We start from the raw sequence: 17,261 nt of genomic DNA on the forward strand, positions 1-17,261 counted from the left end.
GTGGGCTCGGAGAGGTGTATAAGAGACAGTTTTTTTTGTTTATTTTTATGTGTTCGTTTGTTTTTGATGATTACATTGCTAAGATTATAGCTATCCTCTAGAATGCGCCGCTCTCGCAGGTGCGCGTGCATAAGATTAATGGCAAATGCTATTGATTTTTATTGAATTGTTGATTTTTCTCTAGGGGAACTCTGTGTCTACAAAACTGGCTAATCCAGCGCCATTAGGTTTAATGGGCTTTGGTATGACAACAATTTTGTTAAACATTCATAATGCGGGATATTTCCCTATTGATTCTATGATCTTAGCCATGGGGATTTTTTACGGCGGCATTGGTCAAGTAATTGTGGGGATTATGTGTTTCATGCGCGGCGATACTTTCGGTACGACGGCATTTACCTCATACGGTTTGTTTTGGTTAACGCTAGTGGGCCTCATTTTAATGCCTAATGCTGGCATTGCGGCGAGTCCAACGTATTTTATGGGCTGGTATTTAACGCTTTGGGGCATATTCACGGCATTTATGTTTGTGGGTTCTTTGCGTTATCCAAGAGCCAAACAGTTTGTGTTTGCTTCTTTAACTATCTTATTTTTTCTGCTGGCGGCGCGTGATTTTACGGGTAGCGCCTTGATTGGCACTATTGCGGGCTTTGAAGGGATACTTTGCGGTGCGAGTGCGATTTATTTTGCGATGGCACAGGTGCTTAATAATGAGTATGGCCGTACGATTTTACCGGTTGGTGAATTGAAAAAGTAACGATTCAGCAATGCAGAGTTGTAAAAAAGGCTGATGAAGATCAGCCTTTTTTATGGGTGTTAGCTGTACTAGATTTTAGTTTTAATATAGGCCACAGCTGCTTCATCTAAGCTACGGAGAGAAACATAACTCGTGCCTGCTTTGTGGGTAATCAAGAAGCCTTTTTCAGTTTCTTTAATTCGGTAAATCTCGGTCCATAAAATTTGGCTGGTCACAGACATAGATTGAGTATGAATCCCTTGCTCATCAATAGTGAGTGTGACCTCATTGCTGGCCGCTTTACTCATCATCTGACGCATCAACCACCATGCTTTGTGATACTTCACATTGAGCGCTTCGATAACACCTAACCCAACAAAAAAGTAAGCTAAATAAAGGCTAATATCGGTGAAAATAAGCGCGATACCTATCAGGGTTAATCCAATCGCTTTGTAGTAAGGTTTGAGCGTGGGATCTGGTACCACTGATTGCGTATAGCATTCATCGAAATGGGCTTTATCTAAAATATACGTTGTGGAGTATGAATAGGGCGTTGGCATCATGTCATCTAATTGAGGTGGCACTTAATGCGGGTTAGTGTAGCGATTACAGTGATGAAAGTAACTAACCTTGCTATTGCAAGCATGAATTAGCACTTTGGTGTTTTCAAATTCGACGTTCAAACCCGCTCGTTAATACAGGTCAAGATATGAGTTGGACAGAAATACGGCAACGGCTATATTAGTCTTGCCGTAAGCATTGTTCGATTTTCGTGATTTGACACAAGGAGTGCAAACATCATGGCCTTAGTCCCCAAAGATTTTGTAAATTACAAATCAACGCCGGTTTTCAACCATGACAACGTCCCTAAAATGTTGCTTCATATGCACAATACTAAGGCTGGCGTGTATGGGCAAATCCAAGTGTTGGCGGGCAGCTTAAAGTTTTACGGCTTTACGGGTAGCAGGGGCGAGTTAGATAAAGAAATTATTATTCGCGCAGGTGAAACCGCCATTTCACATCCTGAATATTGGCATAAAGTGGAGCTACTGACCGAAGATACTCAGTTTAGACTCCACTTTTATGCCCATAAGGATTCGGCCATAGTGGCGCAGCAACAATCCGAGCGAAGCGAATAGCACCTAGCACCTAACACTCAGTCCAATTCGCGCGGTTAGCAGCTGCTGGCAACTTCTCGCTAATAACCGATTTACGCTAATAGCAAATGGCACTAATAGCGATTTCGTTCCTTTGGAATATCAGTTAAATACTCCACAAATTCCACTTCAAAGCCATGGGCATCGAAGAAGTAAATATTGCGTCGATAGGGATCATCCATGCCATCTTTGGCAATAGGAAAACCTGCTTGGGTCAGTCTTGCTATCACAGCATCTAAGTTGTCGGTCACAAAGGCAAAATGCGCCAGTCCAATTTGATGACCAGCCAAATCGCGGTTTTCACCTTCACCATTGTCACTAAAAGCAATGTATTGATAATCATCGCCAAAATGAATCCAATTACGGGGTTTGCCGTACCAAGTGCCTTTATCGCCACCGCGAACACGCCAATGGGGGAAAGCCGCTTGATAAAAGCGCAGTGCTGCGGGGATGTCGTCTACCACTAAATTGATATGCTCTAAATGAATCATAATGCGTTCCTTGTAATGATTTTAGTCTGTTGCTGGTGGTTAAAATCTCAAGCCGCTTACATACCGTAACAGTATTCCTGCTGTTTTGGGTACGCTTGATTGGCATGTTGTTCACGAATGGGGGCTAATGCTTGGGCGTATTGATGCAGCATATATAAGCTGTATTGCACTCTTTCCCTAAGCGCGATATCGCGGGCACTCTCAGGGATGGCATTGAGTACATGGCTGACATTGCGGATGATTAAGTGATCGGGTATGGGCACTAATTTATTGTTTTTAAGGGCATTCATCTTCACTTCAACGATAGGGTAGGTACCGCTAATACCATCCGATATTGAAACTAATAAGGCGGGTTTATGGGCGGTTTCTTCGCGAGTACACATCAACAAAAAGTTCTTCAGTAATGGTGATGCCATGCCGCCCCATTCCGGGGTGATCAGCACTAGCGCATCGGCTTCATCGACTCTGTGTTCTATTTCGGGCCAGTGTTCACCTTTGTTGTCTTCTTCTCCATCCCAAAAGGGCAGATTAAACAGGCATAGTTCTAAGTGATGTATCGTGTCGTAACCCATGTTGTGGGGAGATGAGAAACTGCTTTCCGCGATATAACGACCGACTTTAGCACTTTGTGAATCGGGTCTTTGGCTGGTGCTGATGATGAGTAATTTCATTAAGTAAACCTATTTGTTTATAAATTATTTGTAAGGTAATTGCTTTATTTAATATTGTAAAGGATAAAGTAAATAAAAAAGTTTATTTAATCTGTTAAAGCAGCGGAGATTGGGAGATAATGCTTCGGCTGAAATCGGGGAGACTCAATGAAAACTACTGATAAGATTATTCAATTACTCAAGTTGCATGGCCCGCTTACTGCTAAAACCTTAGCGGAGGAATTGGCGTTAACGACTATGGGGGTGCGTCAACATCTGCAAGCTTTGGAAGATATGGGCGATGTGGATATTGAGGATCGAGTTGAAGGCCGCGGTCGCCCAACACGTTACTGGGGATTGACTGAACAAAGCCGTACTCACTTTGCCGATCGCCATGAGGAATTGACGGTACAGCTGATTGACTCGGTAAAAATGATCTTTGGCGACCAAGGCTTGGATAAGCTTATCAGTCACAGGGAGCAAAGTGCGTTAGTCCAATATCGTGCGGCAATGGAAGGTGCTACTGATATTCCGACACGTTTGGCCATCCTTGCGAAATTACGCTCGAACGAAGGTTATATGGCGACCATGGAACACATCGATGGCGTGTATTTTTTACTCGAAAATCATTGTCCAATCTGCGCTGCAGCGACTAAGTGTTTGAACTTTTGCCGCTCTGAGTTGCAACTTTTCCAGCAGTTATTCGCTGATATTGCCGTGGTGAGCCGCGAAGAACATATCATCGAAGGTGCTCGCCGCTGTGCATATAAGATTGCGGCAATTAAAGTTGCGACGATAGTTTAGTAGTGCACTTAAGTTGTTCGCTTGAGGCGTTTTATCTGTGGGATAAAACGTCACTGAAAGCTAACGCTATATATTAAGCATTCGTTCTGGGCTTAAACCTCGGAGCTTAGGGCTTATCAGGTTCGTGATAGGCCAATAAGGTTTCGAAACGAGGATGCCCTTTAAGTTGTGAGAAATCAGCTTCATCCAACGCTAGCTCTTTGAAGGATGCGCTGTTATGGATGGCGCGTTCCAAATCAGAAATTGCCCTATCTTCAACACCTAAACACGCAAAGGCGCAGGCTCTTTGATAAAAAGCATGGGCGTTAGTTGGGTCAACTTCCAAAACACGATTACATAGGCTTTGTGCCCAATTAAATTCGCGCATTTCCATTGCGGCATCGGCCTTATAGGTCAGCGCTTCCAAGTCTCCAGGTCGAATCGTGAGGATTTCATCGTAGACTTCAATTTTTTGTTCGGGAGTCTGGGCACTTTGGGCACGTAGCCACAGATTATGAATTTCATTAATCACTTCTATTTCACGATTATTGTCTGTGATAGTACGACTCTTATGCTTGAGTTCTTGCTCGAGTAATTTGAACTTTTCTTCGTATTGTTCGGCAATACTCTGTAGCTGATTCGCGGCCAGTTTGGCGGTATGTGTCTTGATTTCCCGTAGGGATTGCCAGCCGATAAAGGCGACTAAAGAGGCGACGCCGGCGATCATATAAAAGAAGTAAGTGACAGTGACATTGGCGTAATTCATCGACTTGTCGGCAACGGCCAGTTCGCGATCTGTGATATCTATGGTGAGGCGCCGCTCAAGATCCTGTTGATCGTATCTGAGAGATTTGAGTTCATCGAAGACGTAGCGCTCTATCAGCGGTTTATCATGGATGGCGAAAGGTTGAGGCGCTTCAGGGGGATTTACTGCATCGCTCGCTTGAGTGAAGAATGAGCTCGCGAGTATCACTAAAAACAAGGCTAAAAATAGCAGGTTCGAACGTATCATAACGGGACTTGCAGATAAGTTTTTGATGCGGTAACCACTCACAATAAGATGAATTGAACGCCTAGCTTAACAAATTTTGCTTAGTTTGATCTAATTTTGCTCTAAATAACCTCTGTGATGCTTACTGTATTGGCTCGCTATGACCTGAACTCGCATCCTGCTAGAATGGCTATCCCATTCATATTTCGTCATTTGTGGTGTTATGCAGTCTAAGCGCGGCCGACTCGATCGTTATCTTTGTACCCAGTTACACACTCACCGTAAAGCGGTGCGTGAACTGTTACTCTTGGGCCGAGTTCGTGTCGATGGATTGATAGTGAAGGACATGGATAGGCAAGTGGATGAGTTTTCTCACATCCAACTCGATGGGCAAATATTACAGGCCAACACGCCAGTTTACTTGATGTTGCATAAGCCGATTGGCGTGGTGAGCGCGACTAAAGATACTCAGCATAAAACTGTGATTGATTTGCTCGATTGCGAAGCCCGTGATGAGTTACATATCGCGGGTAGGCTAGATTTAAATTCTTCGGGTTTGTTATTACTGACCAATGACAGCCGCTGGTCTGATGCACTAATGTCACCGACGCATAAGGTCGATAAAGTGTATCGCGTCACCTTAGCTAATCCATTAACTGAAGAATATATAGCCGCATTTGCCGAAGGCATGTATTTCAGCTTTGAAGAAGTAATGACTCAGCCCGCTAAATTGGTGATCCTTGCTGACCATGTTGCTGAAGTGACTTTAAAGGAAGGTAAGTACCATCAAATTAAGCGGATGTTTGGCCGCTTTCGAAACCCAGTTGTTGGTCTACATAGATTATCAATAGGTGATATTGTGTTGGATGAAGCTCTGGCGTCGGGCGAAAGTCGTGTGCTGACTGCCGCAGAAGTGGCTTGTATCCGCTGCAAACTGGTAGCTTAGAGACATAGGGCAATTCAATTTATCAGCCATTATTCTGCGTATTCTAAATATAAAAATGGACTTGAGAATCAGGTGTCCCAAGCCCGTGATATGGGATTAGAGATCGGCGTGGGGGCCGAATACTTCATAGTGCATGTTTTCAGCTGAGACACCCAGAACGAGTAATTGTTGCTTGATGGCTGACATGAATCCAATAGGTCCGCAGAAATAGTAACGTGCATGGGGAAGCAGTTGATCTGCGACTTTGCTTAATTCCATTTGTCCTTCAAAATCATAATCTGTACCCACCACATCGGTTGAACTCGGCTTGCGATACCAAACATGGCTCTTCAGATTATGATGTTGCTGGCGCTTGGTGTGAATAGCCTGTTTGAAACCATGTACATCACCTTGCTCACAGGCATGTAGCCAAGTAATAGCACTTGGATGTTGCAACTTGATCAATTGATTCAACATGCTTTTCATCGGTGTTTGACCCACTCCTGCCGAAATGAGCACTACGGGGATGTCCGCCCCAACTTCTAAGATAAAATCTCCCGCCGGCGGCATAACTGCAATTTTGTCACCGATATGCATGGTATCGTGTAGCAGATTAGATACTTGGCCACCTAATTCACGTTTCACACTGATGCGGTAGCTGTTGCCATTCGGTGCATCGGATAGGGAATATTGGCGGATTTCTTCATATGCTAAATTGGGATGTTTTAGTTTCAAACTTAAATACTGACCGGGAATGAAATCTTTAACTGGCTTACCATCTTCGGGCGTCAATATGAAGGAGGTAATGACTGTGGACTCAGTCTTTTTCGCGCTAATGATAAACTGACGCTCACCCACCCAACCGCCATCTTGTTCTGCATGTTCCTGATAAATTTGAGCTTCTCGTTGAATAAATATATCTGCTAAAAATCCATAGGCCTGCGCCCAAGCTTCTAATACTTCTTCTGTTACTGCATCGCCGCCTAACTCTTTAAGGGTGGCCAATAAGTGGCTGCCGACGATCGCATATTGCTCAGGCTTGATCAGAAAGCCTGTATGTTTTTGGGCAATGCGCTCGACAGTCGAACTTAGCACCGCTAAGTTTTCAATATTTTTAGCATAAGCCGCGACGGCGTTGAACAGGGCAACAGGCTGGCCACCAGAATGCTGGTGTGCCAAGTTAAATACATCTTTTAGTTCAGGATTATGTTTGAACATACGTTCATAAAAATGGGTCGTCAGCGCAGGGCCTACGGATTCGAGTAAGGGGATAGTGCTCTTGATAACTTGGATTGTACGGCTGTCCAACATAGAAAATCTTTAACGTGCAAATATTATGAATGTTAAATAAGTTTAAAGATCTATTTGATTTGGATCAATAGTGATGATCGCAATTCGTGCTACCGATAAGCGTGATTAAGGTCATTTGAAGTGCTTTATCAAAGCGGGCATGAGATAGGGTGATGATAAATAAATGTATTATTTCAATATATTACAGATTGTTTAAGGGAGGTTAACTGCAACAGCAAAGCTTATTGCAGTCATAGTGTGGTTTTTTGACTTAGAGTTTAAATGCACTCACTTGATTGCGCATGCTGTTGGCGAGTTTAGTTAAATTAACCACAGATTCACTTAATTCAGCCGCCGATGCAGTGGAATGTTCGGCAATATCGCTGATGGCAATAATACTGCGATTAATGCTTTCGGCAACGCTACTTTGTTCTTCGGCAGCGGTCGCAATATGAGTATTAAGTTCTGTGATGCTATCTACTGAGGAGACGATTTCTTTCAGTGCTTGGCCTGCTTGATTAGCTTTATCATTAGCATCATCTACTTGATTTATACCTATTTCCATAGCGTTAACTGCTTCTTTAACGCCTTGTTGTAGTGTGGCAATCATGGCCTCAATTTCTTGGGTAGACTTTTGGGTGCGCTGCGCAAGGGTCCGCACTTCATCCGCAACGACTGCAAAGCCGCGGCCTTGTTCCCCCGCGCGGGCCGCTTCAATGGCGGCATTTAATGCCAATAGATTGGTTTGCTCGGCAATGCTTTTTATCACATCGAGTACGCGGCCGATATTTTGGCTCTCATTAGACAGAAATCCAATGACTTGTGCCGTTTTTTGAATTTGATCAGATAATTGCGACATACTGCTAATCGATTGCATCACAATATTATTGCCATTGGCTGCATAGGTGTCGGCATCTTTGGCTGAATCTGCCGCCGCAGATGCGCTTTGGGCGACTTCTGCGACCGTTGCCGTCATCTCATTCATGGCCGTTGCAGTTTGCTCCGTTTCGGCTTGCTGCTGTTGCATACGTTTATTGGTTGCCTGCGTGAAGCTACTTAACTCATTTGCTGAACTATTAACGGTATTTGCCGCTTCGGCAATCGAATGAAGAATGCCCCGCAAGTGTTCAATAACTTGGGTGAGGCTAGTGGATATTTGTCCTAGCTCATCGTGATTAAAAGTAGTGAATTTGACGGTAAGATCTGAGTCTTGATGGATCAGCTTAAGTTTACTGAGAATGTCATTAATAGGATTCATCACGCTGCGATTGACCCAGAGCCCAATCACAATACTGATAATCATGGCGGCACAGGCTAATGCTACAAAAATAGTGATTGAAGATTGGTAAATGGCATTCACACGATCTTTTTCTTCGCCTGCCACGCGAATTTGCAGTGCAATCAGTTCAGATATTTGGTTACTGATGGGGTCTATTACTTGGTAAAGCGGCAGGATATTGGCCGATAATTGGCTTGATACATCGCCATTTAATCCTCTTAAGCGTGAGACCAGAGTGTCAATCTGTTGATTTGCGGGTGAGAACAGCACTTCGGCTTGTTTTACGAGTCGGGATTCTTCTGAGGTAAGTTCAGTGGCTAAGTATTTTTGCCAATGCTGGGTAATGGTAGATTTGGCACTGTCTAGCGCTTCAGCTGCTTGAGAGGCGGTGAAACCACCCGCGTTCGCCTTATTGACCGCATCGATAACATCGACCGCGTATTTATCAGCAATCACTTTTAAATCGTCTAGTGGCACAACTCTATCGCCATAGATACGTTCAACACCCGATTCAATTTTACCCATCATATTAATGGCGAGAAAGCCAATCGTCATTAGCATTACAAGGGGAACCAGAATGCCGATAAACATTTTTTGTTTTATTTGTAAACCGTTCATATGGATAGCCTCAGTGAACTAAAGAGTCCTTTAGGCAGAACTCTATCTATCCCTATGATGAGTCTGTAACAATAGGTATAGCAAATCTGAGGAAAGAGGGGAGAGTTACAGAAAATTTATTTTGCTTTAGATACAAAAAAACCTCGCTTGGCGAGGTTTAAATGTTGGTACAGATGAGAGGACTTGAACCTCCACGCCCTTGCGAGCACCAGCACCTGAAGCTGGCGTGTCTACCAATTCCACCACATCTGCATGGCTATTCGATATTTCATCGAATTGACAATCTTAACACTGTGAATCTTAACTTTTGAACTGCAATTTGGTACAGGTGAGAGGACTTGAACCTCCACGCCCTTGCGAGCACCAGCACCTGAAGCTGGCGTGTCTACCAATTCCACCACACCTGCACTGTATCTATCGCAGTTCTCTAACATAAGTCGCTATCGCAACCCATTTAAAGATGGTGCCCGAACCCGGAATCGAACCAGGGACACGAGGATTTTCAATCCTCTGCTCTACCGACTGAGCTATTCGGGCGACGGGCGCAATTTAAAGGCTTTTCGGGTTTTGAGTCAATAGATTTTTACTAAATAACGGAAAAAGTGACTCAGTTGGATAAGATTTACACGAAAGTGTCATTTGTGTTGGTATTGAGGATGTAAAAATAGCCAAACCACTATCCACACTGAGAACTTAGCGTTATCTATTTATGGCTTATTAGGGTCACCAAGCAAAAAATGCCCCTATTAAAGGGGCATTCTCGGTTAGTTTGATAAGATTTCATTGTTTGGGAAGTTAGCTTGCATTACCATGAGCACGTTTTGCTTCAGCTTGCTCTGACCTAATTCGCCATAAGCTTCTATCATTATCTCTAATGCCCGTTCATTTGAAGGGGTGCCAGGGTATGTTTCCATTACAGATTGTGCTCGGATTGCTGCGGCGCTCCATGCATTCATCTTGAGATAATACTCGGCAACTTGAATTGAATATTTTGCTAAGCGATTCTTCAACGCTAACATGCGTTTTTGCGCATCAGCGGCATATTTGCTGTTAGGGTAGGTTTTGATAAGACGATCAAAATCTTTGAAAGCATCTTGAGCATTTTTAGGGTCACGATCGGTTCGGTCGATATTAAGCATGTCGTGGAACATGTAATTGTCGGCTTGCATGTTCACTAAACCGCGCATATAGAACACATAGTCTACATCTGGGTGAGTTGGATTAAGACGGATAAATCTGTCTATGTTCGCAATACCAGAAGCGACATCGTCCATTTTATAGTAAGCATATATCAGGTCTAACTGGACTTGAGTTTTGTGAGGTCCGAAGGGGAAGCGTGAGTCTAACGCTTCCAAAGAACGGACAGCTTTAGAGTAATTGCCAAGCTCCATAGAGGTTCTTGCCTGAGTATAAAGTACATCAGGTGACGTTTTGGCGGCAATATCGTTATCATCAGGGCTGCTGCTACAGGCTGATAACGCTAGTGAAAATAGGACTAAGGTAACGCCTTTGGAAAATTTATACATACTTGAATTCAATTCTTTTTAAGTTGTAGTTAAGAATTTTTCCATTTCACTATAAAATAGAAAACATCCGATTGTAACAGATAGCACACATTTTTTGACCCCTAAATGGGGATACGGTTCCTATGACACAAGAGATTAATCTAAAAAGCGAGATTTCGGCAACACAAACTGGACTGAGATTAGATCAGGCCCTAGCAGAGTTGTTCCCAGATTACTCGCGCACGCGCATCAAGGAATGGATCCTATCTGATGCAGTTCATGTTGACGGCGTTGTCGTTAATAAGCCCCGAGAGAAAGTTTATGAGCTGCAACAGATACTCATAGATGCCACTCTTGAAGAAGAAGTTCACGCAGCGGCACAGGCCATTGATCTGGATATCGTCTATGAAGATGACGACATTATTGTGATCAACAAGCAAGCGGGACTCGTGGTTCACCCTGGTGCTGGCAATGCCGATGGCACTTTGATGAATGCACTATTGCACCATTGTCCCGATATTGAGCATGTACCACGTGCTGGTATTGTGCACCGTCTGGACAAGGATACTACAGGTTTAATGGTTGTAGCCAAAACCGTTGAAGCGCAAACCCATTTAGTTGCCGCCTTGCAGGCCCGTGAAATCACTCGTGAATACGAAGCGATTGTGATGGGGACTATGACAGGTGGCGGTACTGTTGATGAGCCGATTGGTCGTCATCCAACGAAACGTACTCATATGGCGGTGCATCACTCAGGTAAACCTGCTGTGACGCATTATCGTGTGGCGGAAAAATTCCGTAACCACACTCGTCTAAGATTGCGCCTTGAATCGGGTCGTACTCACCAAATTCGTGTGCACATGGAATACATAGGCCACGTATTAGTGGGCGATCCTGTGTATGGTGGTCGTCCAAAACCGCCGAAATGGGCCAGCCCAGAGTTTTTTGATATTCTGAAAAACTTCAAGCGCCAAGCGCTGCACGCTGTGCGTCTTGAATTAGCGCACCCTGTGAGTTGTGAAATCATGAGCTGGCACGCGCCAATTCCTGAGGATATGGTGATTTTGACGAAAGCACTGCGTCAAGACACGGTCGAGCATCCGATCGAGTATTTGTAAGTGTTTAATCACGATTGGCCTGTTCCCGCTAATGTCAGCATCGCTATGACAAATCGTCATGGCGGTGTGAGCGTGCATCCCTATGACAGTTTGAATCTTGGACTGCATGTCGGTGATGCGCCAGAGTTGGTGATGGCTAATCGTGAATTACTCTGCAAACAATTAGCGTTAACCGCTGAGCCTGTCTGGCTCGAGCAAGTGCATGGTACTCATGTGCTTAATTTAGATGCGCTGAGCTTAGCTCCTGCTGTGGATACACCGATTGCCGATGCCTGTTACAGCCGAACCGCGAGCCTAGTTTGCGCTATAATGACTGCCGATTGTTTACCTGTGTTGTTGTGTAATCAAGCGGGAACCGAAGTGGCTGCGGCTCATGCTGGTTGGCGTGGTTTATGTGATGGCGTGATTGAGGCCACTGCGGCGCAGTTTAGTTCACCTATGGATGAGTTGATTGCCTACCTCGGCCCGGCTATTGGTCCACAAAAATTTGAAGTCGGTGTTGAAGTACAGCAAGCCTTTTGTACTTTACATCCGCAGTCGGCAGCGTGTTTTATTCCAAGTGGTAACAAGTATCTTGCCGATATTATTGGCTTGGCTAAATTACGCTTGAGTTTACTCGGTATAAACCATATTTATAGCGCAGATATCTGCACAGTCAGCGACACGGATTACTTCTCTTATCGTCGCGATAAGGTGACGGGACGCATGGCTTCATTGATCTGGCTTAAGTCTTAAGCTAATTCCCCTACAGTTTGTATTTATTTGCGCGTTATTCGCTTGAATTTGGCTAAATAGCCCCCATCTTTTAACTAACGAAATGTAATACCAATCCTATTTAGATCTCTCCATTAGCGGTACTGATTTTAAAGCCACTAAATTGGCAAGATGTCTTGTGGATTGGCATATCTCTACTATATGAGTGTTAGGAGGCTGTATGCGACTCGATCGTATGACCAATAAATTTCAGCTTGCCATCTCTGATGCCCAGTCACTCGCTCTTGGGCGTGATCATCAGTTTATTGAACCGCTGCATTTGATGATGGCATTGTTGAACCAAGATTCAGGTTCAATCCATCCCTTATTGACCCAAGCTGGCATTCGAGTGAGTGCGCTGCGTTCGCTTTTGAGTCAAGAGCTGGAACGCTTACCTCAAGTCGAAGGTACGGGCGGCGATGTACAATTATCCCAAGGTTTAATCCGTTTATTAAACCTGTGTGATAAATTGGCGCAAAAGCGTAAAGACAAATATATCTCTAGCGAATTATTTGTATTAGCTGCGTTAGAAGGTGCCGATGCCCTTGCGCAAGCGCTGAAAAAAGCTGGCGCGACCAAAGAGTTGATGGAACAAACCATTGAACAAATGCGCGGCGGCCAAAAAGTGGATGATCCGAACGCTGAAGATCAACGCCAAGCGTTGAAGAAGTTTACTATCGATCTGACCGAGCGAGCCGAACAAGGCAAGTTAGATCCTGTGATCGGCCGTGACGATGAAATTCGCCGTACGATCCAAGTGTTACAACGTCGCAGTAAAAATAACCCTGTCCTTATCGGTGAACCGGGTGTGGGTAAAACGGCGATTGTTGAAGGACTTGCCCAGCGTATCGTTAATGGTGAAGTCCCTGAGGGGATTAAAAATAAGCGTGTCTTATCCCTCGATATGGGCTCATTGATTGCGGGCGCTAAATATCGCGGTGAGTTCGAAGAGCGTTTAAAAGCGGTACTTAATGAGCTGGCGCAGGAAGAAGGTCAAGTGATCCTCTTCATCGACGAACTGCATACTATGGTCGGTGCCGGTAAAGGTGAGGGCGCAATGGATGCGGGTAACATGCTTAAACCTGCGTTAGCACGTGGTGACTTGCACTGTGTGGGCGCGACCACGCTTGATGAGTATCGTCAGTATATTGAAAAAGATGCGGCGCTTGAACGTCGTTTCCAAAAAGTGCTGGTGGATGAGCCAAGCGTTGAAGACACCATCGCCATTTTGCGTGGACTGAAAGAACGTTACGAGCTGCATCACCATGTGGAAATTACCGATCCGGCGATTGTGGCGGCGGCGACCATGTCGCACCGTTATGTGTCGGACCGTAAGTTACCCGATAAAGCGATCGATTTGATCGATGAAGCGGCATCGAGCATCCGCATGCAAATGGACTCAAAACCTGAGTCACTCGACAGGCTCGAACGTCGTGCTATCCAGCTCAAACTGGAGGAGCAAGCGTTAGCCAAAGAAAATGATGAGGCGAGTCGTCGCAGGCTTGACCATCTGCAAGAGGAATTACGTGACGTTGAAGCGAAAGCTTCAGAGTTGAACGAAATCTGGCGTACTGAAAAAGCCGCATTAGCGGGCACTCAGCACATAAAAGCCGATCTCGAACAGGCTCGAATGGACTTAGAAGTGGCGCGTCGTGCGGGTGATTTAACTCGGATGTCTGAGCTGCAATACGGTCGTATTCCTGAGCTTGAAAAACAGCTCGATTTGGCATCGCAAGCCGAAATGCAGGACATGACGTTATTGCGTAACAAGGTTACTGAGTTCGAAATCGCCGAAGTACTGTCGAAAGCGACGGGAATACCCGTATCGAAAATGCTGGAAGGCGAGCGCGAAAAATTACTGCAAATGGAAGTGGCGCTGCACGAGCGTGTGATCGGCCAAAACGAAGCCGTCGATGCGGTCGCGAATGCGATTCGTCGTAGCCGCGCGGGTCTGGCGGATCCAAATCGCCCGATTGGCTCGTTCCTGTTCTTAGGCCCAACGGGTGTAGGTAAAACTGAGCTGTGTAAATCACTGGCGAGGTTCTTATTTGATACCGAATCGGCCTTAGTGCGGATTGATATGTCTGAGTTTATGGAGAAACACTCAGTATCGCGTTTAGTGGGTGCGCCTCCAGGATACGTAGGTTATGAAGAGGGCGGTTACTTAACAGAAGCCGTTCGTCGCAAACCTTATTCAGTGATATTGCTCGACGAAGTCGAGAAAGCGCATCCCGATGTGTTTAACATTTTACTGCAAGTGCTTGATGATGGACGCTTAACCGATGGTCAAGGTCGTACTGTCGATTTTAGAAATACAGTGATCATCATGACCTCGAACTTAGGCTCCGACATTATCCAAGAAGGATTTGGTCAAGTGACCTATGCAGAGATGAAAGCGGCGGTAATGAATGTGGTCACTCACAGTTTCAGACCCGAGTTTTTAAACCGTATCGATGAATCTGTGGTGTTCCATCCATTGGATGCTGCCAATATCAAGCGTATTGCTTCGATACAAATTGCTTCCTTACGCCAACGTTTGGCTGAAAAGGACTATACATTGGAGATCACCGACGACGCATTATCACTGATTGCGGAAATTGGTTTCGATCCTGTGTATGGTGCAAGACCGTTGAAACGGGCATTGCAGCAAGAAGTCGAAAACCCGCTGGCGCAGAAATTACTGCGTGGTGACTTGTTACCGGGTAAACCGATCAAGGTCAGCTGTGCGGGTGGCGAGTTAGTGTTCGAGCAATAACCCGTAGCTAGTAATTTAGTGTGTTGTTTGAATGCGATACGTTAATCGCAAGCTTGAAGTTGAATACGTTGAAATAGGCGAACTGCAATAAGCGTTCTTGAATGAACGAGCTTGAAATAAACTATCTTGCAATAAGAGATAGCGCTGTTTTAGTCAGTATCGCTCCCGCTTCAAGCACTAAAACGAAAGGAGCCGAGTTTTTAACTCGGCTCCTTTTTTATTGCATTAGCGTTAATCGTTGTTCATTAATGTAGTGGCATAGTAAATTTGGTTACTTCTTATCACAGAAGAGTTTGATTCTTTCCTGCTGCTGGGCAATCGAGGCTTGGCGATCTTCTTCAGTCATAGCGACAGATTCACCCGAATCGGAAGTTTGGCGGATAAGCTTAGTGTGCGTTGTGAGTATTTCTAAATTGTGTTTTGCACTCTCACAAATGGATTTAGCCTGTTTGGCGTCTTTTTCTTTAATCAGTGCCGCTGACTTTTCTAATTCATTGGCTTCAGAAGTGGCTTCCGCTTTCTTTACCGGCGCGATAAAACCGACTTTCGCCTGCTCTAAATCTTCACTGTAGAGTTTTGATGTTTTGATGCTTTCTTGTTGTGGGGCTTGCTGGCTGTAATGTGTCACCCCATTTTCATCGACCCAAGTATAGATAACGCCCGCAGAAACGGGGCCAATGAAAAGGCCGAGCCAGAGCCATCGATACAGTATTGTTCTGAACATGTTCACTTTTAACATCGAAATTATCCCTAACTGGTCTCTCATCGACATGATAATAAAATATGTTATCTTGAAAGCTAACTTCTCTTCACTGAACTAGCGTAATAAGTGTATGCAAAATTCTTCAAATCAAACAGTAAAGAATAAAGGTATCTATTTACTGCCTAATCTTTTTACGACAGCAGGATTGTTTTCTGGCTTTTATGCTGTGATAGCTTCCATGAATGCTAACTTTGAAGCTGCTGCAATAGCCATTTTTATTGCCATGATTTGTGATGGGCTCGATGGCCGAGTGGCAAGACTGACTAATACCCAAAGTGATTTTGGTGCCGAATACGACAGTATGGCGGATATGGTGTCCTTCGGAATGGCGCCAGCACTACTCGCCTACAATTGGGCATTAGCCGACTTAGGTAAAATTGGTTGGTTGGCGGCATTTATTTATTGTGCAGGTGCGGCACTCAGGCTCGCTCGATTTAATACGCAAGTTGGCGTTGCCGATAAGCGTTATTTTCAAGGTCTCGCCAGCCCGGCTGCCGCCGCTGTTATTGCTGGCAGTATTTGGCTTGGTAATCAATATAGTCTCGATGGAAGAAACATCAGTTGGATTGCGGCCCTTGTTACTGCGGTAACCGGTTTACTGATGGTCAGCAATTTCCGCTATCACTCCTTTAAAGAAATTGACTGGCGTGGCAAGGTTAACTTTATCGTGATCTTACTGGTCGTCGGTGTATTTGTGGTGGTGTCAGTTCAACCTGCATTGATCTTATGTGTCGGCTTCTACTTATATGCGATTTCAGGCCCAATCATTACGATTCGAACTGTGAGAAAACTCAAAGTCGCACATGTTATAGGAGATGATGTCGTGGCGAATGTCGAAACGGTTCCCTCGGCCCAAGCCGCTGCACAAACTCAAGTCGTTACAGATCTCGAGAAAGAGAAACAAGAAGAGCATAAATCTTAGGGCTCGTTCTTTTGAGCATTGCTTATCATTAGCTAGGTGTAAATAAGAGTAAGACATCACACAGGGCATAACGTTTTTAGAGGTTTGCTGATAGATATAGCGAAAAATAGCTATCAACTTCTGTTTATGCCCATTCAATCTATTAAAACTCCAGCAATAGGCTATTCCTTCTGCCAGACTTATCAACCCAAACAGCGATATTGCTCAGTATCGCAGTATATTTCTGCAGTTTGGTGGTTATTTATTCGCTTGGCGCAGATTGTTAAAAAAGCCCTTGCACAAAATCTTCTGCTGCCTATAATGCGCATCCACTGACACGGCAGACAGCGTTAAGCAGCCTGATGTGACAGTTCATCAATGAGTTTATTGATTGATGAGTGTTAAGAAAGTTTGCAAAAACTCCTTGACGCGAAACGGGAAATGCGTAGAATACGCAGCCCTAGCCAACTGGAAGCGTTCGGCGCTCAGTGTGGTACTCAAGTTCTCTTACGAATATTGAGTTGCTCTTTAACAAGATAAAACAAG

Annotated in this window: 16 protein-coding genes and 3 tRNA genes; 8 read left to right on the plus strand and 11 right to left on the minus strand. The window is 44.7% G+C overall.

The window, feature by feature from the left end; translation table 11 throughout:
- Nucleotides 1-193 precede the first annotated feature (193 nt).
- Nucleotides 194-757 carry an acetate uptake transporter gene (locus KFE26_RS21860; RefSeq protein WP_113939919.1) on the plus strand — a complete coding sequence of 188 codons (564 nt, stop codon included), beginning with the start codon at nucleotides 194-196 and terminating at the stop codon, nucleotides 755-757.
- Between the two features lie 68 nt (nucleotides 758-825).
- Here the strand turns inward: KFE26_RS21860 and KFE26_RS21865 are convergent, their stop codons facing one another.
- Nucleotides 826-1,296 carry a YcxB family protein gene (locus tag KFE26_RS21865; RefSeq protein ID WP_173497907.1) on the minus strand — a complete coding sequence of 157 codons (471 nt, stop codon included), beginning with the start codon at nucleotides 1,294-1,296 and terminating at the stop codon, nucleotides 826-828.
- Nucleotides 1,297-1,536: 240 nt separating this feature from the next.
- Here KFE26_RS21865 and KFE26_RS21870 point away from each other — a divergent pair, with 240 nt between their 5' ends.
- On the plus strand, nucleotides 1,537-1,875 hold the full coding sequence (locus KFE26_RS21870) for a DUF1971 domain-containing protein (protein WP_198573004.1): 339 nt from the start codon (nucleotides 1,537-1,539) through the stop codon (nucleotides 1,873-1,875).
- Nucleotides 1,876-1,967: 92 nt separating this feature from the next.
- On the opposite strand, the gene KFE26_RS21875 is transcribed toward KFE26_RS21870, so the two are convergent.
- Both KFE26_RS21875 and KFE26_RS21880 read right to left on the minus strand, forming a co-directional pair.
- The gene (locus tag KFE26_RS21875; protein ID WP_212601709.1) at nucleotides 1,968-2,384 is read right to left on the minus strand and encodes a VOC family protein; all 417 of its coding nucleotides are present in this window, start codon (nucleotides 2,382-2,384) and stop codon (nucleotides 1,968-1,970) included.
- Between the two features lie 56 nt (nucleotides 2,385-2,440).
- Complete coding sequence (locus KFE26_RS21880) at nucleotides 2,441-3,055, minus strand: NADPH-dependent FMN reductase (protein ID WP_028759265.1); 615 nt, start codon at nucleotides 3,053-3,055, stop codon at nucleotides 2,441-2,443.
- Between the two features lie 147 nt (nucleotides 3,056-3,202).
- Between KFE26_RS21880 and KFE26_RS21885 the strand changes: the two genes are divergently transcribed.
- Nucleotides 3,203-3,838 (plus strand): metalloregulator ArsR/SmtB family transcription factor, encoded by a 636-nt coding sequence (locus KFE26_RS21885; RefSeq protein ID WP_212601710.1) that lies wholly within the window; start codon nucleotides 3,203-3,205, stop codon nucleotides 3,836-3,838.
- A 106-nt stretch (nucleotides 3,839-3,944) separates the two neighbouring features.
- On the opposite strand, the gene KFE26_RS21890 is transcribed toward KFE26_RS21885, so the two are convergent.
- Nucleotides 3,945-4,871, minus strand: a complete 927-nt coding sequence (locus KFE26_RS21890; RefSeq protein ID WP_212601711.1) for a TPR end-of-group domain-containing protein — start codon at nucleotides 4,869-4,871, stop codon at nucleotides 3,945-3,947.
- Nucleotides 4,872-5,031: 160 nt separating this feature from the next.
- Here KFE26_RS21890 and KFE26_RS21895 point away from each other — a divergent pair, with 160 nt between their 5' ends.
- Entirely contained in the window at nucleotides 5,032-5,754 is a 723-nt protein-coding gene (locus KFE26_RS21895) for a pseudouridine synthase (protein ID WP_212601712.1), read from the plus strand.
- Between the two features lie 96 nt (nucleotides 5,755-5,850).
- Here the strand turns inward: KFE26_RS21895 and hmpA are convergent, their stop codons facing one another.
- From hmpA to KFE26_RS21925, 6 genes are all read right to left on the minus strand, one after another.
- Nucleotides 5,851-7,044 (minus strand): NO-inducible flavohemoprotein, encoded by a 1,194-nt coding sequence (gene hmpA / locus KFE26_RS21900; RefSeq protein ID WP_212601713.1) that lies wholly within the window; start codon nucleotides 7,042-7,044, stop codon nucleotides 5,851-5,853.
- 250 nt (nucleotides 7,045-7,294) lie between these two features.
- Nucleotides 7,295-8,920 (minus strand): methyl-accepting chemotaxis protein, encoded by a 1,626-nt coding sequence (locus tag KFE26_RS21905; RefSeq protein ID WP_173496965.1) that lies wholly within the window; start codon nucleotides 8,918-8,920, stop codon nucleotides 7,295-7,297.
- A gap of 165 nt (nucleotides 8,921-9,085) precedes the next feature.
- Nucleotides 9,086-9,172 (minus strand) — tRNA-Leu (locus tag KFE26_RS21910).
- 68 nt (nucleotides 9,173-9,240) lie between these two features.
- A tRNA-Leu gene (locus tag KFE26_RS21915) sits at nucleotides 9,241-9,327 on the minus strand.
- Nucleotides 9,328-9,381: 54 nt separating this feature from the next.
- Nucleotides 9,382-9,457 (minus strand) — tRNA-Phe (locus KFE26_RS21920).
- Nucleotides 9,458-9,684: 227 nt separating this feature from the next.
- Nucleotides 9,685-10,446 carry an outer membrane protein assembly factor BamD gene (locus KFE26_RS21925; RefSeq protein WP_105249967.1) on the minus strand — a complete coding sequence of 254 codons (762 nt, stop codon included), beginning with the start codon at nucleotides 10,444-10,446 and terminating at the stop codon, nucleotides 9,685-9,687.
- A gap of 122 nt (nucleotides 10,447-10,568) precedes the next feature.
- Here KFE26_RS21925 and rluD point away from each other — a divergent pair, with 122 nt between their 5' ends.
- From rluD to clpB, 3 genes are all read left to right on the plus strand, one after another.
- Nucleotides 10,569-11,543, plus strand: a complete 975-nt coding sequence (rluD, locus tag KFE26_RS21930; protein ID WP_212601714.1) for a 23S rRNA pseudouridine(1911/1915/1917) synthase RluD — start codon at nucleotides 10,569-10,571, stop codon at nucleotides 11,541-11,543.
- Nucleotides 11,544-12,278, plus strand: coding sequence for a peptidoglycan editing factor PgeF (gene pgeF / locus KFE26_RS21935; protein WP_198573009.1), 735 nt, complete (start codon nucleotides 11,544-11,546; stop codon nucleotides 12,276-12,278). It begins immediately after the preceding gene.
- A 199-nt stretch (nucleotides 12,279-12,477) separates the two neighbouring features.
- Nucleotides 12,478-15,051 (plus strand): ATP-dependent chaperone ClpB, encoded by a 2,574-nt coding sequence (gene clpB / locus KFE26_RS21940; RefSeq protein WP_198573010.1) that lies wholly within the window; start codon nucleotides 12,478-12,480, stop codon nucleotides 15,049-15,051.
- Nucleotides 15,052-15,322: 271 nt separating this feature from the next.
- Here clpB and KFE26_RS21945 read toward each other — a convergent pair whose 3' ends face one another.
- On the minus strand, nucleotides 15,323-15,790 hold the full coding sequence (locus tag KFE26_RS21945; protein WP_212601715.1) for a DUF4124 domain-containing protein: 468 nt from the start codon (nucleotides 15,788-15,790) through the stop codon (nucleotides 15,323-15,325).
- A 94-nt stretch (nucleotides 15,791-15,884) separates the two neighbouring features.
- On the opposite strand from KFE26_RS21945, the gene pssA reads away from it, so the two are divergent.
- Nucleotides 15,885-16,736 carry a CDP-diacylglycerol--serine O-phosphatidyltransferase gene (pssA, locus tag KFE26_RS21950; protein WP_212601716.1) on the plus strand — a complete coding sequence of 284 codons (852 nt, stop codon included), beginning with the start codon at nucleotides 15,885-15,887 and terminating at the stop codon, nucleotides 16,734-16,736.
- The last annotated feature ends 525 nt before the right edge of the window (nucleotides 16,737-17,261 follow it).

Origin of the sequence: Shewanella sp. M16, from assembly GCF_018224605.1 — a bacterium.
Classification (GTDB): Bacteria; Pseudomonadota; Gammaproteobacteria; order Enterobacterales; family Shewanellaceae; genus Shewanella; species Shewanella oncorhynchi.